The organism is Haemophilus influenzae (genome assembly GCF_003494325.1).
Lineage (GTDB): Bacteria > Pseudomonadota > Gammaproteobacteria > Enterobacterales > Pasteurellaceae > Haemophilus > Haemophilus influenzae_I.
This window is the reverse complement of the sequence record NZ_QQIK01000002.1, coordinates 322,420-341,460: the sequence shown is the minus strand read 5'-3', so window position 1 is coordinate 341,460 and position 19,041 is coordinate 322,420. Positions and strand designations below refer to the sequence as shown.

The following is a 19,041-nucleotide window of genomic DNA, read 5'->3' as shown; positions in this document are numbered from 1 at the left end:
CCAGTGGACTTTTCACTATCTTTGCGTAAAATACTCGCCACTTTAAATACCCAAGAAATACCTAAGCTATTTATATGAAATTTATCGTTAAACTTTTTCCTGAAATTATGATTAAAAGCGAAACTGTGCGTAAACGTTTCGCAAAAATTTTAACCTCTAATATCCGCAATATTTTACAGAAATATGATGAAGAAACCGCAGTTGTACGCCACTGGGATTACATTGAAGTGCGGTCAAAAAATGAAGAAAATCGTGAAGAATTAATCGCCTTGTTACAACGTATTCCTGGTATTCATCATTTTTTAGAAGTTGAAGAAAAACCATTTACCGATTTGCATCATATTTTTGAATTGACGCTTGCTGATGTCGCACAACAACTTCAAGACAAAACCTTTTGCGTTCGAGTAAAACGTAAAGGAAAACATAAATTTAGTTCGATTGAAGCAGAACGTTATATCGGCGGTGGATTAAATCAACATATTGAAAGCGCAAAAGTGCGGTTGAAAAATCCAGATGTGACAGTTCGTATTGATATTGAAGATGACAAAATGATGTTAGTTAAAGCACGTCACGCTGGGATTGGCGGTTATCCGATTGGTACGCAAGAGGATGTACTTTCTTTAATTTCAGGGGGATTTGATTCAGGCGTATCGAGTTATATGTTGATTCGTCGTGGTTCCCGAGTTCATTATTGTTTCTTTAATCTTGGCGGCACAGCCCATGAAATTGGCGTTAAACAAATGGCTTATCATATTTGGCAACGCTATAGTGCTTCACATAAAGTGCGCTTTATTGCGATCAACTTTGAAGGGGTTGTCGGTGAGATTTTAGAGAAAGTCGATAACGGACAAATGGGTGTGGTATTAAAACGGATGATGGTGCGAGCCGCAAGTAAAGTCGCTCAACGTTTTAATATTGAAGCAATTGTGACAGGGGAGGCATTAGGGCAAGTTTCTAGCCAAACTTTAACCAATTTACGCTTGATTGATGAAGCCGCTGATGCCTTAGTATTACGTCCGTTAATTACCCATGATAAAGAACAAATTATCGCAATGGCGAAAGAAATTGGTACCGACGATATTGCAAAATCTATGCCGGAATTTTGTGGCGTGATTTCAAAAAATCCTACGATCAAAGCGGTTCGTGAAAAGATTCTTAAAGAAGAAGGGCATTTTAATTTTGAGATTCTTGAAAGTGCGGTACAAAATGCAAAATATTTAGATATTCGCCAGATTGCAGAAGAAACAGAAAAAGCAGTCGTGGAAGTCGAGGCAATTTCTGTATTAGGTGAAAATGAAGTGATTTTGGATATTCGTAGCCCAGAAGAAACGGATGAAAAGCCATTTGAATCAGGTACACATGACGTCATTCAAATGCCGTTCTACAAACTTTCTTCTCAATTTGGTAGCCTTGATCAAAGTAAAAGTTACGTGTTGTATTGTGAACGTGGTGTAATGAGTAAATTACAAGCCTTATATTTGAAAGAAAATGGTTTTTCAAATGTGCGTGTATTTGCAAAAAACATTCATTAATTAGGATATAAAATATGCGTAATCAAACTAAACAGCATCTTAAACAACTTCAAATTACCATGCAGCAGCTTAATTTATGGCAAACGATGCCCCCTGCTGCAGAGGCTTTTTTAAGTAAAGAACCTTTTTCAATTGATACGATGTCTGCCAAAGAGTGGCTACAATGGGTATTTATTCCACGCATGCAGGCATTGTTAGAAAGTGGTTCTACTTTACCAAATAAAATTGCTATTTCTCCTTATATTGAAGAAGCAATGAAGGAATTTAATGAGTTACAACAACTATTAACTCCTTTAGTTGCTTTAGAAGAACTTCTGAACAAGAACCAATGTTAGAAATTTTATATCAAGATGAGTTTCTCGTTGCGGTGAATAAGCCTGCTGGTATGCTGGTTCATCGCAGTTGGTTAGATCCTCACGAAACTCAATTTGTGATGCAAACTTTGCGAGATCAGATTGGTCAGCACGTATTTCCTATTCATCGTTTAGATCGACCGACATCTGGCGTGTTGTTATTTGCATTGAGCAGTGAAATTGCGAATTTAATGTGTGAACAGTTTGAACAAAAGTACGTTCAGAAATCTTATTTGGCTGTAGTGCGTGGGTATCTACAGGGAAAAGAGCGGATAGATTATCCACTAAAAATTCAATTGGATAAAATCGCAGATAAATTTTCTCAAGAAGATAAAGAGCCTCAAGAAGCCGTTACTGATTATGAAGGATTAAAAATAGTCGAAATGCCTTATCCTGCTGGGCGTTATCAAACGGCGCGTTATTCTTTAGTTAAATTAATCCCTCATACAGGCAGAAAACACCAATTACGTCGCCATATGAAACATATTTTTCACCCAATTTTAGGGGATACGCAATATGGTGACTTACATCAAAATCGTGCATTAATGTCACATTTAGGTTGTTCTCGATTATTTTTACATTCTGATAGTTTGTCTTTTATTCATCCAATAACGAAAGAGCAAATAACAATTACAGCAGGTTTAGATGAACAATGGCAGCAATTAATGAATCAATTTGGATGGGAAAATGTTTGATATTAACTTAACACACGAACAGCAACAAAAAGCAGTTGAACAAATTCAAGAACTTATGGCAAAAGGAATTAGTAGTGGAGAAGCGATTCAAATAGTGGCGAAAGCACTACGAGAAATTCATAAAAATGATAAAAAAACTCCAGAAAATTAAATTTTTTGTGATCTACTTATCATTTTTGAATATTGCTCGTTGCATAACCGTTCAAAATATTTAAACATAGCGAACCTAATTAGTAGGTAATAAGGCGAGAGTCTTGTTGATTTATTGTTTTAATAGGCGAAGCCTAGAGAGGTCTTTTATGGAAATTGGTATTGTAAAATGGTTCAATAATGCAAAAGGATTTGGTTTCATTTCCGCAGAAGGTGTAGATGCCGATATTTTTGCACATTATTCAGTGATTGAAATGGACGGCTATCGTTCATTAAAAGCGGGTCAAAAAGTACAATTTGAAGTTCTCCACAGCGATAAAGGATCTCACGCCACAAAAATAATCCCAATTGCGGATACTCAAGAATAATAAATACCCTAAATTTTTTTCTATTAATCCTAACTTAAAAGACAAGAATTAAAGTTAGAAAGTCAGTAAAGGACTAAGCTTTGTGATTAAAAAAAGCTTAGTCCTTTTAGTTCGTATTAAATAAGAAATCCGCCTTTAAATTTATAAATCCATCAGTTATTCATCAACAATATCAGTAAATTCTGCGCCTAATACTTTTGCTAAATCTTGTGGTGCAATTTCTACACTTAACCCCCGTTTTCCGCCTGAAACATAAATCGTTTCAAACTCAAGTGCGGTTAAATTTATCACAGTTTTCACGCGTTTCTTTTGACCCAGCGGACTAATTCCCCCCACAAGATAACCTGTACTTTTTTGCGCCGCATCTTTATCTGCCATTTCGACTTTTTTCACACCGATAGATTTTGCCGCTTTCTTTAAATTCAGCATATTGGCCGTTGCAAGCACAAAACAAGCGAGTTTTTTCTGATCGCCATTTTCCGCCACAAGTAAGGTTTTAAAGGAGCGGTTAGGATCAATGCCTAATTTTTCGGCCGCCTCATCACCAAAATGTTGATTGTTTGGATCATGATCATAAGTATGCAAGATAAAAGGAATTTTTTGTTTTTTAAGTAAATCAATTGCAGGTGTCATTATTTCGTTCTTGGTTTTGGTGTAAAATAATGCCGATTATTTTACAGCGGAGAGAAAAATGGACGCAACCTTAAATATTGCGATAGCAGCAGAATTTGAATTAAGTGAAAAAATTGTAGAGCGTTTAGAACAAAGTGCGCTTGAAATTAGCAGCGTTTCTATTGTTGAAATAACACCTTTTGAAGAAGAACAAAATATTCGTTTTCGCAATAAAGGCGTTGAACAGCTTTCTCCAAATGAAGTTGAATGGGTTGATTTTAATTATGTCTTTTTTGCTGGAAAACTTGAGCAAGTTTCCCATATTGCGCAAGCAGCAGAGCAGGGCTGTATTGTCATTGATATGTTAGGCGTTTGTAGTGCACTTTCAGATGTGCCAGTTGTTGTTCCAACCGTAAATGAATCACAATTATTTGAACTGAGACAACGTAACATTGTTAGCTTGCCTGATCCACAAGTAAGCCAACTTGCCTTAACGCTTGCCCCGATTTTACAAGAGACTAATCTCAATCAAGTGTTTGTCACCTCTTTATTGCCGGCTTCTTATACGGATGCAGAAACCGTGACTAAACTTGCGGGACAAACAGCCCGTTTATTAAATGGTATTCCATTAGATGAAGGAAAAACTAGATTAGCATTTGATGTTTATCCGCATCAAACATCTAATTTATCCACTCAATTACAACGAATTTTTCCTCAATTAGATCGTGCTACATTCCACGCAATCCAAGTGCCTGTATTTTATGGATTGGCGCAAAAAGTTACCGCACTTTCAGATTATGATTTCGACTATCAGCCTCAAAATAGTGATCTTATCGCTTTAGAAGAAACATTAACTACGCCTGTACTTAATGGAGAGCAAGAAAATGGCGAAGAATCAGTAAAACTTCATTTAAGTCAAATAAGTGCGGTAGAAAATGGCGTAGAATTTTGGTCTGTGGCAGATGAACAACGCTTTAATCTCGCCTTACTTTCAGTGAAATTGTTGGAAGGAATTTATCAGCAAGGTTATTAATGAAATTAAGGAGAAGAGTATGCAAAATATTCTATTTATTATCCATTCACCTCCTTATGGTGACGAGCATTTTTTTTAGTGCATTACGTTTGGCTTTACAGTTGCAAGAGCAGCATAAAAGTGCGGTTAATTTAAAAGTATTTTTAATGTCTGATGCGGTAACTGGCGGTTTAGCAAAACATTTACAACAAATGTTGGAAATTTTAACAGCGCAAAGGGCGACAATTAAACTTTGTAAAACCTGTACAAATGCACGTGGTATCACTGAACTGCCGTTGGCAGAGGGCGTGGAAATAGGCAGGTTAGCAGAGCTGGCTGACTGGACAATGGAAGCCGACAAAGTATTAAATTTTTAATTTTCTCGATAAAAGAAACCCGCCACAAGTGCGGGTTCTTTTTTGCTTATTTTGTTGCTGCTTTCATTGCTTGAACAAATTCAGCTAATTCAACTAAACATTGCTCGTGATTATCTAAATTTCGCTCAATAATTTTTACTGTTGCCGAACCTGAAATTGCACCAGCTGCCCCCAAAGCTAAGGCTTCTTTAACTTGCTCTGGTTGAGCAATGCCAAAGCCTTGTAAAATTGGTGGAGTATTGTGGGCTTTAAGCTGTTCTACAAGGGTGTCCAAATTTGCTGCGTGGGCTTGATTTTCAGCACTGGTTACGCCAGCACGAGAAACTAAATAAGTATAGCCTTCGCTATTTTCCGCTACACCTTGGATCGTTTTCTCGTCCGCATTTGGTGGGCAAATAAAGACGGGTTGAATACCGTATTTTTTAGCCGCTTGTACATAATCTTCTTTTGCGAGTAACGGAATATCTGCTACAAGTACAGCATCAACACCCACTTCTGCACAACGTTGATAAAAAGACTCTAAACCTTTGGCAAAAATTAAATTGGCACAAAGTAATAAGCTAATCGGAATCTCTGGATATTTTGACCGCACTTTTTCCAATAGTTTAAAGCTATCTTCACTGCTATGACCTGCAGTTAAAGCTCGATTATTCGCTGCTTGAATAACTGGGCCATCGAGTAGCGGATCGGAAAAAGGGAAACCGAGTTCTAAAGCATCCGCACCGTTATCGACAAGTGTGCAAATGATCTCAAAAGAGCGGTCGAAAGTAGGGTCGCAAAGGGTAACGAACGGCACGAAAGCACCTTCATTTTTTACGTTAAGTGTCGCAAATTGCGTTTCAAAACGGCTCATTAGTTCGTTCCTCCATTTAAAATTTTATCAACGGTAAAAATATCTTTATCGCCTCGTCCTGAAAGATTAACCACTAAAAGTTGTTCTTTTTCAGGATTTTGTTTAATCAATTTCAAGGCATAAGCCAAGGCGTGTGAGCTTTCTAATGCAGGAATAATACCTTCGTGTTTTGCTAATTCTTGGAATGCGTTGAGGGCTTCTTCATCGGTAATCGATACATAATCAGCACGACCAATCGCATTTAAATAAGCATGTTGCGGCCCGACGGAAGGGAAGTCTAATCCTGCAGAAATAGAATAAGATTCTTCAATTTGTCCATCTTTATCTTGCATAATTGGCGATTTCATTCCGAAATAGATACCTGTTGTGCCGTGTTTGAGCGGTGCACCGTGTTCGCCCGTTTCAATACCTTTACCCGCAGGTTCTACGCCGATGAGTTTCACAGCGGTTTCTTCAATGAAATCCGCAAACATACCAATTGCATTCGAGCCGCCACCGACGGCAGCAATCACTGCATTAGGTAAACGACCTTCTCGTTCGAGAATTTGACGTTTAGTCTCAATCCCAATCATTTTTTGAAATTCTCTCACAATCGTCGGGAATGGATGGGGGCCTGCCGCGGTTCCAAGTAAATAATGGGTGGTTTCGTAGTTTGCTGACCAGTCTCGCATCGCTTCACAACAGGCGTCTTTTAAAGAACAAGAGCCTTTTTGTACAGGAATCACTTCCGCACCCATCAAACGCATACGGAACACATTTGGCGATTGGCGTTCAACATCTTTTGCACCCATATAAACACGGCACGGCATATCTAACATGGCACAAGCTAGGGCGGTCGCAACACCGTGCTGACCTGCACCAGTTTCAGCAATAATACGTGTTTTGCCCATACGTTTAGCCAATAAAATTTGCCCTAATACTTGGTTAGTTTTATGAGCTCCACCGTGTAATAAATCTTCACGTTTAAGATAAAGTTTAGTTTTTGTGCCTTTGGTTAAGTTACGACAAAGGGTAAGTGCGGTCGGTCTGCCTGCATAATTTTTGAGTAAATCAGCAAATTCTGCTTGGAATGTAGGATCATTTTGAGCCTCCACAAAGGCTTGTTCTAATTGTTTTAAAACAGGCACTAAAATTTCGGGTACATACATTCCGCCAAATTCGCCAAAATAAGGATTTAGAAGTGTGTCTGACATATTTTTTCCTATTATTTTTTAGTTATCTTTTGCAACGCTCATTCCCGCAAAAGATTGAGCGGTTGGCATTACTTCAATGCGATTAATGTTCACGTGTTCAGGTTGTTGATGAAGCCATAATACAATATTCGCAATATCTTCAGGCTGAACTGATTGCACGTTTTCATACACTTTTGCCGCTCTTTCATCATCGCCGTGAAAACGCACATTAGAGAACTCCGTACCGCCACATAAACCGGGTTCAACATTGCTTACTCGAATTTTTGTGCCTGCCAAATCGGCTCGTAAATTTAAGCTAAATTGTGTGACAAAAGCTTTAGTTCCACCATATACATTACTGCCAGCATAAGGATAAGTACCTGCAATTGAACTCAAATTGATAATCTGCCCGTGATTACGGGCCACCATATTTGGCAACACAAGGCGAGTGATAGTAACCAATCCTTTGATGTTGGTATCGATCATCTGATACCAATCTTGTAAATCCGCTTTATGTGCTGGCTCTAATCCCAAGGCTAAACCTGCATTATTCACTAATAAATCGACCGCTTGCCAACCTTTAGGAAGGGTGCTTAGAGCGTTAATTGTGGCTTGTTCATCACGAATGTCAAAGGCAAGTGGTAGAAAATTATTGCCCAATTGTGAATGAATTTCTGCTAATCGATCTGCACGTCTGCCCGTGCCAATCACTTTATAGCCTGCTTCGATCAATTTTTTACAGATTGCCAAGCCAAAGCCTGCGGTTGCACCTGTGACTAATGCGGTTGTGGTTTTCATTTTTTCTCCTAGATCTTGAGCTTATTTGTACTATTAAAGTAGTACAAATAGGTTTTGATTGCAAGCAATTTCCTTTTAATTTTAAAAATGTCATTAAATGAATTAATTTAACAATACCGCAAACGTTTGCTTGATGATATAATCTGCCCAATTTTATTCCAATTGATCGAGGTTAATCGTGAGCAATACACAACTTAGCTACAAAGATGCTGGCGTCGATATTCACGCTGGGAATGAATTAGTCGAACGTATCAAAGGCGATGTAAAACGCACTCGCCGCTCTGAAGTCATGGGCGGATTGGGTGGTTTCGGTGCATTATGTGCTTTACCAACCAAATATAAAGAGCCAATTTTAGTTTCTGGCACCGATGGCGTTGGCACAAAATTACGCCTTGCGATTGACTTAAACAAACACGATACCATTGGTCAAGATTTAGTAGCAATGTGTGTAAACGATTTAATCGTGCAAGGGGCAGAACCGCTTTTCTTTTTAGATTACTATGCAACAGGAAAATTAGACGTTGATGTGGCAGCAAGCGTGATCAAAGGTATTGCAGACGGTTGCGAAATGTCTGGCTGTGCGTTAGTCGGTGGCGAAACCGCTGAAATGCCTGGAATGTACCATGAAGGCGACTACGACTTAGCGGGTTTCTGCGTCGGTGTAGTAGAAAAATCAGAGATTATTGACGGCACGGCAGTAAAAACGGGCGACACGCTTATCGCACTCGGCTCAAGTGGTGCTCACTCAAACGGCTATTCACTTATTCGCAAAGTGCTTGAAGTGAGCGGTGCAAATCCAGCGGATTTATTAGAAAGCAAACCGCTTAGCGAACACCTTTTAGCACCAACCAAAATCTATGTAAAATCGATTTTACAGCTGATCAAGCAGACCGAAGTTCACGCCATTGCTCACTTAACAGGCGGTGGTTTCTGGGAAAATATCCCGCGTGTATTGCCTGATAACACTAAAGCAGTGATTGATGAATCAAGCTGGCAATGGCCTGCGATCTTCAACTGGTTACAAGAAAAAGGCAATATTAGTCGTTATGAAATGTACCGCACTTTTAACTGTGGCGTAGGTATGGTAATTGCATTACCAGAAAAAGAGGTTGAAACCGCTATCGCATTGCTTGAACAAGCGGGCGAAAAAGCGTGGGTTATCGGCAAAATTGCACCTCTTGGCGAAGGCAAAGCACAGGTTGAGATTCAATAATAAAATCTTAAATTTCAATTCAGCCCTTTGGGGCTGATTTCTATAAGGAAGAAAATGAAAAAAATTGCCGTCCTTATTTCTGGTCAAGGAACGAATTTACAAACTATTATTGATGCCTGCCATTCTGGCGATATTCCCGCCAAAATTGCTTGTGTGGTAAGTAACAAAGCTGATGCTTACGGCTTAATTCGAGCCAAACAAGCACAGATTCCGCAAGCGGTCTTTCTTCGCAAAAATTTTGCCAATAACTTCGAAATGGACGATGCCATTGGCGATTATTTGCAAAGCCTAGCAGTAGATTTGATCGTTCTTGCTGGTTATATGAAAATTCTTACCCCAAAATTTACTCAAAGTTTTGCAGGGAAAATTTTAAATATCCATCCTTCTCTTCTTCCTAAATACGCAGGCTTAAACACCTACCAACGTGCGATTGAAGCAGGCGACAATGAACACGGCACAACCGTTCATTTTGTCAATGAAGAAGTAGATGGTGGTGCGATTGTCTTACAAGCAAAAGTGCCAATCTTCCCCGAAGATAGCATAGAAGAAGTGGAAGCTAGAACCCGTGAGCAAGAATATCAAATTTATCCGCTTGTGATTAAATGGTTTACCGAAGGGCGGTTAAGACTTAAAGATAATTTGGCATATTTAGATGGGAAACCCTTGCCAAAATCTGGATATGCAGATGAATAACTTAGGATTTAGGCAGACTATTTCTGTATTTTTTATTTAATTAGGATGCAAAAGTGCGGTGAAATTCCACCGCACTTTCAAGGTTAATGATGATGGTGTTCTGGTTTTGGTGGGAGTTTAGCCAATCCTTTACCAACCGGTAAAATTAATGTGCTATAGCTTGCAGATTGCTGACAAGTTTGTTGATCTGCAAATGGTGTTTTATGAATAACTTTAATTTTCCAAATACCATCAATTAATGGAATGATATTCACACGTCCTTGACTATCTGTTTTACCTGAAAAACCTTGTGGTTCACGATGACCTGTACTTGCTTCAAGATCTTTCACGATAATAGTATCAGCGGTTGCGATGACAGTTTCGCCTGCTAATGGTTGATCTTGGTAGAAAATTTGAACAGGGAACGGTTCGCCTGATTTCGCTTTGCTTGGATCACGCAAAGGAACAATTTCTAGCGGTAAACCAACTCTTGTCATTGCCATTTCTGCATTTAATGGTTTTTTACCAACGGTAACGAGACTTTTGCCAAACATTTGAGTTTGTTCGCAATAAGTTGGGTTTTCTAATCCTTTCAAATTATCCATTTTCCAACCTTCAGCATTTTGTGACCAAAAAGTTGGTTTATAAGTGGCTGTTATCCAATAAGAACCATCAGACAATGCTTTCTCTGATTGATATTGATAGTTTTCGCCTTTTTGGGTTAAGGTTTGTTTTTCTCCATTTTGATGAATAATTTCCATTGGTGCAAAAATTTTTAAGCGTGCTTCAGGAATTTTTTCTACATAAGGGTAATCCCCATAAGCTAATTCTGCTTTTAATACAGAACCAGATGCCAATTTTGCAGGTGCTTGAACCCAAACTTCATGAGCTTGCGCTGCACCAGCTAAAACCAATAAACTTGCAATTAATGTTTTTTTCATATATTTCCTTAATAAGAATGGGGGAGTTAAAAAATGAGTGCAAAATACTAAATGAAAATAGCTATCATTTAAATAGCTATTTAAATAAAATTTTAAGATTTGTGATCGAGATCACAAAATGAAAAATACCATAAGAAATAGTATAAAAATGCCCTAAATACAAAATATTTAGGGCGTCTTATAAATTGAGGAAAATGTTTTAATCGTCTTTTTTCGATGGTTTAATGCCTAATAAATTACAACTTAATTTACTAATTACATGTTCTGCAGTATTGCCTAATAATGCGGCAGATAAACCTGTGCGTCCCACTGTGCCTAAAATCACTAATTCAGCTTCAATTTCTTTCGCCACTTCAGGAATAACTTCCTCTGGGAAACCTTCGCGTACGTGAGTATGATCTTCATCAATCCCAAACTTCTGACGTAACGCTTTCATATTAATGAGATGCTGACCTCGAATACCGTTTTCATAACCTGAAGTATTAAATTCAGGCAAATCAATCGCCATATTAATTGGCGCGGAAGGGTAGGCTGCCACCAAATGGACATTACCACGATTTAGATTTTCCGCGAGTGAAATACCAGTTTCTACCAGCTCTTGATTAAATTCATCTTGATATTCTTGTTCTCCAGATACATTAACAGCCACAAGAATACGGCGTTGATGTTTCCAATCGCCATCACGAACCATTAAGACAGGAATAGGGCATTTACGAAGAAGTTGCCAATCAATGGGAGTAAAGATTAGAGACGTAAGTTTTTCTTCGTCTTTGGTATATTTTACGACTAGATCGTAATTATTATTTTCTACTTCTTCGTTAATTGCATCAGCTTCATTGCTATTCCACACAATATGAGATTGTAATTCAATTTCTGGATTTGCATATTTATCTAAGTAATATTGAACAGCGTGACGGTGTTTTTCTATTACTTGTTGATGCATTTCTGAACGTTCTTCAGAAGAAAGTAAAGCTGACATTTCATAAGATAAATCATAGACTGATAAAAGTGCGGTGATTTTTACCTTAGTTTCATTTTTTTGTTCTTCAACTAAACGCACTGCACGAGCTAGGGCGTACTGTTTTTCATTACTGGGATTAAGTACAACGAGAATATTTTTAAATTTCATAATAGCCTCCAAAATTGGAGCATAGGATAAAAAAGAATAGCAAGAATGGCAAGGTACAAGATTAATTTGGATAAATTTATTTTTATCAAGCACAAAAAGGCGTGATATTCACGCCTTAAATTTATTTAACTAATGTAATTTTTGTTTTATTCGTACCAGTTAATTCAATTAAACCATTTAAATCATTGATTGTAATATATTTGCCTTGTACGCTAATCACGCCGAGTTTTTGAAAGCGACCTAATAAGCGGCTGATGGTTTCTACTGTTAAACCTAGATAATTACCAATATCGCCACGTGTCATTGTTAAACGAAATTCTTTTGCTGAAAAACCTCGAGCAGAATAGCGTTTAGAAAGATTATGAATAAAAGCAGCCAAACGTTCTTCTGCATTCATTTTAGATAGCAATAAAATCATCTCTTGATCACTTTTAATTTCACTGCTCATTAAACGTAAAATTTGCTGGCGTAGTTTTGGCATTTTTCCTGCCAAATCATCTAAAATATCAAAAGGAATTTCACATACCATAGCCGTTTCTAGAGCTTGCGCAAAACTAGGGTGTTGCATTTGAGTAATGGCATCAAAACCAACTAGGTCACCGGGCAAATGAAATGAAGTAATTTGTTCTTCGCCAGATTCACTAATCGTATAGCTTTTTATTGTGCCAGAACGAATAGCATAAATTGAATTGAGAGAATCTCCTGCTTTAAACAATACTTGAGACTTTTGAATCGGTTTTTTTCTCTCTATGATATTATCAAGCTGATCTAATTCTTGTTCATTTAAGGTAAAAGGAATACAAAGCTGACTAATACTGCAATCCTGACAATGAATCGCACAACCGCCTGATTGAATTTTGCGCCCTGATTGAGCTCCTGCAACGAAATTTTTCATGTACGCCTCAAATATTGAAAAAAATAGTGTAAAATTGATCTAACGCAAATATTCTACCACTAATTAGTCAGATTAAGAAGAGTAAAGCATTATGGCAGCTGAAAAATTAACAAAAAAACGTTTAGCTCAAATTTTAATTATGTTATGCATTTTAATTATTGCATTTGTTTGGCGATATTTTTAGAAAACAGAAAATTCTTGCTTATTTTTAAAACAAATGGATTATTTCCAATAAATTTTGCTTGTCACATTCTTATATATACGTATAATTCAACCCCATTAAGCCTGGGTGGCGAAATTGGTAGACGCAGCGGATTCAAAATCCGCCGTTGAATAAACGTGTCGGTTCGAGTCCGACCCTAGGCACCACATACAAACCCTTGACCATTGGTCAGGGGTTTTTCTTTTATGTATTTCAATCAGTAAAATCAATACTTTACGTTCACATCCGCTATAAATTCCTTATCAATCCCAAACTCAAATATTGCCATTTTTTAAGTATTTTTATATATTTTTATGCATTGATTACGCCAAAATTACGCCAACTAACCTTTAAATTTTGACGTACCCTAGCAAAAAAATAGGAGCAAAAAATGGCAACAATTCGAAAGCGTGGTAATAAATGGCGAGTAGAAATCTATAAAAACGGTGTGCGTAAATCCAAAACTTGCTCAACAAAAGCCGAGGCTACGTTGTGGGGGGCGGAAGAGGAAAAGAAAATAGAATTGCAGTCGCAAGGATTGCAACCCGACACATTATTTTCTGATGTCATCAAACGCTATCTTAGCGAAATTACGCCAACAAAACGTGGCGAAAAGCACGAATTTAATCGGTTAAATCGCTTTTTACGCCATCCCGTTACGGATAAATATATATCTGATGTTAGTCGCAAAGATATTGAGGATTGGATTGCGGAGAGATTAGAATCGGTAAAAAGCGAAAGTGTACGCCGTGAATTATCTACGATAGGTCACATATTCAAAATTGCTCTTGAGCGATGGGGGTATATACAAAAAAGCCCAATGGTGGGCATTCAATTACCCGAAAAAGGAAAGCCACGTACTCAGCGAGTAACGGAAGAAGATATTAATGCCATTGTAGCTATCAGTGGATATGTTGATACGCTCAAAACTGCAAAAGCGAGAACGGCTGCGGCTATGTTGTTTGCCGTTGAAACTGCAATGAGAGCAGGGGAAATTTGTAGTCTTAGTTGGGATAATGTGAATTTTGAGAAACGTACTGCATTTTTGCCTATGACAAAAAACGGTACATCAAGAACCGTGCCATTGACTAAAAATGCAATCGCTATTTTAGAGCGGTTAAAAGGTGAGATAGGGGATGGTGGATTGTGTTTTGATGTTAAGTCAAATGTGCTTGACGCAACATTCCGAAAACTCAAAAAACTTGCCGAGCGAGACTATTTGCATTTTCACGACACACGGCGTGAGGCATTGACTAGACTATCTAAAAAAGTAGATGTGATGACATTAGCCAAAATATCTGGGCATAAAGATATTTCGATTTTACAAAATGTCTATCATGCCCTGATATGGCGGAGGTGGCGGAATTACTTGATTAGCTAATACGTTTAGCATTGATCCGCCCCCAACGAAGAACTTCGCCTGCCATATAGCGTGGGCGAGAATTTTGTTGATCGACCGTAACGGGTTTTGGGAAATTAGGCAGTTTTGAAATAATCTTGGCAACGGTTTGATAGTGTCGCCCAAAATATATTGCGATATCCTCAAGCGTAATTAAATTTTGGCTTATTAGATAACGCCGCCATTTTTGCCGCATTCACAATTTCTTCTTCGGCTTTCTGCGAAAGTTTAATTGGTTCCATATTTCCTCCAATAAAAAACCGCCCATAAGAGCGGTGGTTTGTTAATATTGTTGTGTCTGTTCGGCATGACAGATTTTGCCGTCAAAGTCTTGATTAAGGTTTAGGGCGTGCACCATATACACTACAAATGCACACACGAGCGTAATGATTAATTTGTTCATTTTCTGTTCCTTTTGTCGGATTTTAGGTGTGAGAATCCGCCGCAGGCTAAAAAAAGTGCAGTCGGATTTTGTGGTGTTTTATTGGGCGATAAGGTTTTTCGCTCTTTCCCAGTTCATTTGATTAGACGCTTTAAATGGCACAATCAATTTCTGAATGGTGGGGAGCGTGTTTTTGTATTGTCTTCGATATTCTTGATGATGGCTGATTACCATACCAATGAAATAAGATCCGATAGTTTCTAATGGCTTAATCATATCGCCAATCAGGGTGTTCATTTGTTTGTGTCCACACCAAAGCCAAATGAGCTGTTCGAGTTCGTACTCGGTAAATTCAAAACTGAATTTCTTTTCGGGTTCAGGCAAGGCGAGATGTTGCGGTTGTTGCAAGGCTTTTAATGTTCTTTCGCAACGGATGAAATATTGGCGGATTTGTCTGCCTCGTTCGTTTCTTTCGACCATACCGAGTTCTTTGCCCATATCGAGGGTGATGTGATATTCCTTGTGTGGGCGTCCATTGGTGCATTCGGTAATGACGAGGTAGTCTTCATCTTGGATGAAGCCATATTCGTTGATGCGGTTTTTGATCCAAGTTGCGTATTCTTGTTTGCTTTTTACGAATGCGTGAAGTTCACGAGCGTTGCAAAGTTGAACGGGTTGATTTTGGATTAAGCCATTAAAAACAGGAATTAAGTTTAAGTGTGTCATTGTGATGTACTCTAAGTTAAGTTTTAAAACTCATTACGAACCACTGCGAATAGTTGGTGATGAACTGAATAGGATTCGCAGTACCGTACTTAGAGCAAAACGGCGGATCTTTCGATCCTCCTAAACAGTTCATCATTGGGCTTTTTCATAAATTTATGAAAAAGGTAGAATTGCTGTTTTGTGGCGATAAAAAAAGACGCATTGAGCGTCTGTCTTTCCACCGCTCCAAGTTATTCAGAAACTGCACCGTTTTTCACTGGCTTTGCATGGGCAGACTTTAAAACTCACTCTTAACTAAGTAGGTTAGGGCTTTCAATCTAACGACCGCTTAGCACCGTTGGGCTTCCGTCTGCGCTTCCGCCGAGTGAGTTTCTTTAACCAAATTGTTTAAAATTTGTGATGAAAGTCACTGACTTAAGTAAACTTTTTGATTATCCTTGCAACTAACCTTGCTAGTTTTGAAAGCGGATTTTCTGGGATGTGAATCTCAAATTTTAATTCGCCGTCATAAATAGCTTGGGACATTGCCTTTATTTTTTCTTTGGCTTCTTCCGGGTTATTTGCGTAAACATCGCATGCCCATTTGGTGCCTTGGAAGTAATAATGGAATAAATACTTTTTCATTGAGGAACCCCTTATGAAATTTGAAACTTATGTGGACGCTCGCATTGAATGGCGATGGCGTCTAAAAGCGGATAACGGTAAAATCATTGCAGATAGCGGGGAAGGCTATAAAAACTACACTGATTGTTTACACGCTATTGACTTAGTTAAATCAACTAACCAATCAACTAAGGTTGAAACGGCTTAATTAACAAAGCTCCGAAAGGGGCTTTTTTTCATCACAAATTTTTAAAGAGCATTGAGATTGTGTATCTCGTTTCGATGGGTTTGTTATCACGCTTTGAAATAATACAATCAATATAAATTGTGATTTTTTATCTAAAAAAATTTCATAATGTGATTATATTGTTGATTTCTAAAGAAATAAATTTTTGAGAATAGTGTTTGATTGATTGTTTTTTAATCAGTAGATGAGCAAGAATAGAAAAGTGCGGTTGATTTTTGAGGTGCTTTTGTGAGTGTAAGCAAGTTTTAGTTGTAATTAAGCAAGTATGATGAGGGGGAATTTTTAGAGAGTTGCAGTAAATTGAGATGGAGATAAGCAAGATTTGGCGAATTTAAGCAAGGGTAGATTTGAGTAATAAAAAACCGCCAGTGAGGCGGTTTGTTTGTCAAATAGAGGATTATTTTTTCTTGCTGTCGTGCTTTGTTAGTGCTTTATGTGTTTTCTTTATACTTGACTGTATTTTGTTAATTTTTTCTTGGGAAAGGGCGAGATCCTCAGGTGCTGTTCCAGTATTTGAGATCATGACATTACGAACAGATCGGCCAACAGTTTCAGCCGCATTTTCTAAATTTTTTTGCCCTTTAATATTTTGATTTCTTATTTTTGCTTCTGTTTGTGTTACGCGGAATATATTCGCTGCGAGCTCCTCATTATCCATGAAATCAAGCAGTGATGCTTTGTCATCAAATAGTCCTTTTTTGTTTTTTAAGCTTTTAATATTCATATTATACATCCCTCTATACCCAGCATTTTGGAAGAAAGCATAGTTCTCCACGCCGTGTTTGTGGGCAATATGGCTCAGGCTTTTTTCTCTATCTGAAATGTCGCCACGTAAGTAAACGCGATCCACCTCTTCGGCGCTTTGGCAAAGTGTGTGAATTTCATCTGCCAGTTTAGCGAAATATGCTTGGGCTGCAGCAACCTTTGGATTACTTATATTTCCATTCATAACCGTTAGATAACAAGCAAAGCGAGTCATTTTAAAGTCAGATGGTGTGTTCGGCGATTGTGTCTGAATGAAGTTGTCTGCAATTGGAATATTTAAGTTATTACATACAGCATAAGCCTTATTCATTGCTTTTAAAATCGCCTGCATATCGTTATACCCTAACATCATAGCAAGATCAGAAGCATACCAGTATGTAATTCCGTTTTGTTTCGCAAAATCGTCAAATGAAAGAGAAGTCCCCTCCTCAAATACGAGTGCTAATTGAGTCATATTATTTCCAAGTTTTTGTGTCATATTGATTCCTTATTGTATGATTTTTTGAGCATGTAAAGTCAAGTGGTTTTTTAGTTATCGCTAAATTAATTATGGTAGATTAGCCAATTTTTCAGGTTTCCTTGATTGGCATTTTAATTACAAAACTTCAACTCTTTCCCTTGCCACACCAATAATACGGATTTCTTGGTTGAGTGAGCTTAATGTTGGGAACATTGGATTAAGCGGAACAAGCTCAAAGTGCGGTATGCCTTCTGGTGTTTTCGTGCCAAGCTCTTTGTATTGTTTAAATGTTGCCTCGTTGTCGCCATTAATTGCTGCCACGAATTTTCCTGGCGTTGGCACAATATCAGGATCGATTAAAACCAGATCGCCCTCGTTGAATCGGGGGAGCATAGATTTCCCTTCAATTCGTAGATAAAAGGAATTTTCAGAGGCGATGGCAGTGCTTGGGATCATCTCGTAACCGTCAAATCCTTCGAGCGATCTAATATCAGTCCATAGTCCTGCTTGGATTGGGCTTAATAATGGATAACGACAAATTGACTCTTTGATCTCGCTTATGTTTGAATCGAAGGCTAAAACCTCAGGCAGGATATTAAGTGCTTTACTTATGATAGATATATCTTCGAGGTCAGGCGTTCTATTGCCTTTTTCATAATTAGCAATTCTCGGTTGTCCCCAACGCGCATTCTCACTTTTGGTATCAATATTATTGCATCTCTCAGCTAATTCTTTTTGACTGATTTTTAACTGTTCTCGATACGCTTTTATTCTTTCGCCAAGTGTAGCCATTTAATTTCTCCTTCTTTTAGTTCAAATAATAACACGTTACGTTATATTTAGATAATTTCAATTTGTGATTGATAAAAATGGCATTATGTGATTAAATAGATTATAGAAAATCACAAAAGGAAATTTATCAATGAATAACCTTTCACAGATTCGAGGACAGCTTGGGATTACTCAGCGACAACTAGCCAACCATATCGGATGGAGCCAACCACGAATTGCTAATTATGAGATTGGATTGCGTTCGCCATCGTTAAGTGTTGCCCAGAAGATTGTTCAAACTCTGAACTCACTTGGAGCAAAAGTTTGTATCGAGGATGTATTTCCTTCTCAAAGCTAATTTACCAACAGGAATACGCAATGGCACGCAATAAATTAACGCGATCTGCAAGAGTGCTTTCGGATCAGGTTATCGACAAATATTACAAGCAAAAGCAATACGAGGTGGCAGAAGGTATGGAAACCGCGTCTAGCACACTGAGTCGCTTTATTAGTAATGAAGAGTTTACTCAGACATTTAACTTTATCGCCGCCTGTCAATTCGGTGTTTTTGATACGGATACGCACATTGCGATTGAGAAAAGTGAATTTGAAATGTTACTCCTTGCGTCACAAGGCTTTGATCAGCGGTTACGTGAGAAGTATTTGGGTAAATAAAAAAGCCACGAGGAAATTTCGTGGCTAATTCATTAAGGA

The 19,041-nt window shown here is 38.0% G+C and carries 24 protein-coding genes, 1 tRNA gene and 1 pseudogene; 14 read left to right on the top strand and 12 right to left on the bottom strand.

The window, feature by feature from the left end:
* The first annotated feature begins 74 nt into the window (after positions 1-74).
* The 5 genes from thiI (at position 75) to cspD (ending at position 3,098) form a co-directional block, all read left to right on the top strand.
* Positions 75-1,532: a tRNA uracil 4-sulfurtransferase ThiI gene (gene thiI / locus DV356_RS04850; RefSeq protein ID WP_118806611.1), complete on the top strand. Its 1,458-nt coding sequence runs from the start codon at positions 75-77 to the stop codon at positions 1,530-1,532.
* Between the two features lie 14 nt (positions 1,533-1,546).
* Positions 1,547-1,867: a YqcC family protein gene (locus DV356_RS04845; protein ID WP_118806610.1), complete on the top strand. Its 321-nt coding sequence runs from the start codon at positions 1,547-1,549 to the stop codon at positions 1,865-1,867.
* A complete protein-coding gene (gene truC / locus DV356_RS04840) occupies positions 1,861-2,580 on the top strand; it encodes a tRNA pseudouridine(65) synthase TruC (protein ID WP_110426227.1) in 720 nt (239 codons plus the stop codon). The genes DV356_RS04845 and truC overlap by 7 nt, the downstream gene beginning before the upstream one ends.
* The gene (locus DV356_RS04835) at positions 2,573-2,731 is read left to right on the top strand and encodes a YoaH family protein (protein WP_005628875.1); all 159 of its coding nucleotides are present in this window, start codon (positions 2,573-2,575) and stop codon (positions 2,729-2,731) included. The genes truC and DV356_RS04835 overlap by 8 nt, the downstream gene beginning before the upstream one ends.
* A 148-nt stretch (positions 2,732-2,879) precedes the next feature.
* Entirely contained in the window at positions 2,880-3,098 is a 219-nt protein-coding gene (cspD, locus tag DV356_RS04830; protein WP_005652728.1) for a cold shock domain-containing protein CspD, read from the top strand.
* A 156-nt stretch (positions 3,099-3,254) separates the two neighbouring features.
* Here cspD and ybaK read toward each other — a convergent pair whose 3' ends face one another.
* Entirely contained in the window at positions 3,255-3,731 is a 477-nt protein-coding gene (ybaK, locus tag DV356_RS04825; protein ID WP_118806609.1) for a Cys-tRNA(Pro) deacylase, read from the bottom strand.
* Between the two features lie 58 nt (positions 3,732-3,789).
* Here ybaK and DV356_RS04820 point away from each other — a divergent pair, with 58 nt between their 5' ends.
* A complete protein-coding gene (locus DV356_RS04820; RefSeq protein ID WP_114893537.1) occupies positions 3,790-4,743 on the top strand; it encodes an oxidoreductase in 954 nt (317 codons plus the stop codon).
* A gap of 19 nt (positions 4,744-4,762) precedes the next feature.
* Positions 4,763-5,099, top strand: a pseudogene (locus DV356_RS04815) (DsrE/DsrF/TusD sulfur relay family protein).
* 46 nt (positions 5,100-5,145) lie between these two features.
* Here DV356_RS04815 and trpA read toward each other — a convergent pair.
* From trpA to DV356_RS04800, 3 genes are read right to left on the bottom strand one after another with little or no spacing between them, the layout of a single operon-like run.
* Complete coding sequence (gene trpA, locus DV356_RS04810; protein WP_050847139.1) at positions 5,146-5,952, bottom strand: tryptophan synthase subunit alpha; 807 nt, start codon at positions 5,950-5,952, stop codon at positions 5,146-5,148.
* The gene (gene trpB / locus DV356_RS04805) at positions 5,952-7,145 is read right to left on the bottom strand and encodes a tryptophan synthase subunit beta (RefSeq protein WP_050847138.1); all 1,194 of its coding nucleotides are present in this window, start codon (positions 7,143-7,145) and stop codon (positions 5,952-5,954) included. The genes trpA and trpB overlap by 1 nt, the downstream gene beginning before the upstream one ends.
* 18 nt (positions 7,146-7,163) lie before the next feature.
* Complete coding sequence (locus tag DV356_RS04800; RefSeq protein WP_050847137.1) at positions 7,164-7,922, bottom strand: SDR family oxidoreductase; 759 nt, start codon at positions 7,920-7,922, stop codon at positions 7,164-7,166.
* A gap of 178 nt (positions 7,923-8,100) precedes the next feature.
* On the opposite strand from DV356_RS04800, the gene purM reads away from it, so the two are divergent.
* Both purM and purN read left to right on the top strand, forming a co-directional pair.
* On the top strand, positions 8,101-9,135 hold the full coding sequence (gene purM, locus DV356_RS04795; RefSeq protein ID WP_118806608.1) for a phosphoribosylformylglycinamidine cyclo-ligase: 1,035 nt from the start codon (positions 8,101-8,103) through the stop codon (positions 9,133-9,135).
* 54 nt (positions 9,136-9,189) lie between these two features.
* Positions 9,190-9,828 carry a phosphoribosylglycinamide formyltransferase gene (gene purN / locus DV356_RS04790; protein WP_118806607.1) on the top strand — a complete coding sequence of 213 codons (639 nt, stop codon included), beginning with the start codon at positions 9,190-9,192 and terminating at the stop codon, positions 9,826-9,828.
* Between the two features lie 83 nt (positions 9,829-9,911).
* On the opposite strand, the gene DV356_RS04785 is transcribed toward purN, so the two are convergent.
* From DV356_RS04785 to fnr, 3 genes are all read right to left on the bottom strand, one after another.
* Positions 9,912-10,748 carry a DUF4198 domain-containing protein gene (locus DV356_RS04785; RefSeq protein ID WP_118806606.1) on the bottom strand — a complete coding sequence of 279 codons (837 nt, stop codon included), beginning with the start codon at positions 10,746-10,748 and terminating at the stop codon, positions 9,912-9,914.
* 199 nt (positions 10,749-10,947) lie between these two features.
* Entirely contained in the window at positions 10,948-11,877 is a 930-nt protein-coding gene (uspE, locus tag DV356_RS04780) for a universal stress protein UspE (protein WP_005656626.1), read from the bottom strand.
* Between the two features lie 121 nt (positions 11,878-11,998).
* Positions 11,999-12,772, bottom strand: coding sequence for a fumarate/nitrate reduction transcriptional regulator Fnr (gene fnr, locus DV356_RS04775; protein WP_005650484.1), 774 nt, complete (start codon positions 12,770-12,772; stop codon positions 11,999-12,001).
* 283 nt (positions 12,773-13,055) lie between these two features.
* Here fnr and DV356_RS04770 point away from each other — a divergent pair.
* A tRNA-Leu gene (locus DV356_RS04770) sits at positions 13,056-13,141 on the top strand.
* Between the two features lie 224 nt (positions 13,142-13,365).
* Positions 13,366-14,355: a site-specific integrase gene (locus tag DV356_RS04765; RefSeq protein WP_239994847.1), complete on the top strand. Its 990-nt coding sequence runs from the start codon at positions 13,366-13,368 to the stop codon at positions 14,353-14,355.
* On the opposite strand, the gene DV356_RS04760 is transcribed toward DV356_RS04765, so the two are convergent.
* The 3 genes from DV356_RS04760 to DV356_RS04750 form a co-directional block, all read right to left on the bottom strand.
* Positions 14,348-14,569, bottom strand: coding sequence for a hypothetical protein (locus DV356_RS04760; protein ID WP_239994846.1), 222 nt, complete (start codon positions 14,567-14,569; stop codon positions 14,348-14,350). The two genes, DV356_RS04765 and DV356_RS04760, sit on opposite strands and share 8 nt — an antisense overlap.
* A gap of 285 nt (positions 14,570-14,854) precedes the next feature.
* Positions 14,855-15,481 carry an antA/AntB antirepressor family protein gene (locus DV356_RS04755; protein ID WP_118806605.1) on the bottom strand — a complete coding sequence of 209 codons (627 nt, stop codon included), beginning with the start codon at positions 15,479-15,481 and terminating at the stop codon, positions 14,855-14,857.
* Between the two features lie 414 nt (positions 15,482-15,895).
* Positions 15,896-16,105, bottom strand: coding sequence for a hypothetical protein (locus DV356_RS04750; protein WP_005692473.1), 210 nt, complete (start codon positions 16,103-16,105; stop codon positions 15,896-15,898).
* 13 nt (positions 16,106-16,118) lie between these two features.
* Here DV356_RS04750 and DV356_RS04745 point away from each other — a divergent pair, with 13 nt between their 5' ends.
* Entirely contained in the window at positions 16,119-16,292 is a 174-nt protein-coding gene (locus DV356_RS04745; RefSeq protein ID WP_118806604.1) for a YegP family protein, read from the top strand.
* A 436-nt stretch (positions 16,293-16,728) separates the two neighbouring features.
* Here DV356_RS04745 and DV356_RS04740 read toward each other — a convergent pair whose 3' ends face one another.
* Entirely contained in the window at positions 16,729-17,574 is an 846-nt protein-coding gene (locus tag DV356_RS04740) for a BRO family protein (protein ID WP_005692469.1), read from the bottom strand.
* A gap of 117 nt (positions 17,575-17,691) precedes the next feature.
* Entirely contained in the window at positions 17,692-18,348 is a 657-nt protein-coding gene (locus DV356_RS04735; protein ID WP_005692467.1) for a LexA family protein, read from the bottom strand.
* 130 nt (positions 18,349-18,478) lie between these two features.
* Here DV356_RS04735 and DV356_RS04730 point away from each other — a divergent pair, with 130 nt between their 5' ends.
* Positions 18,479-18,685: a helix-turn-helix transcriptional regulator gene (locus DV356_RS04730; protein WP_014550762.1), complete on the top strand. Its 207-nt coding sequence runs from the start codon at positions 18,479-18,481 to the stop codon at positions 18,683-18,685.
* Between the two features lie 20 nt (positions 18,686-18,705).
* The gene (locus DV356_RS04725) at positions 18,706-19,002 is read left to right on the top strand and encodes a hypothetical protein (protein WP_112083285.1); all 297 of its coding nucleotides are present in this window, start codon (positions 18,706-18,708) and stop codon (positions 19,000-19,002) included.
* The last annotated feature ends 39 nt before the right edge of the window (positions 19,003-19,041 follow it).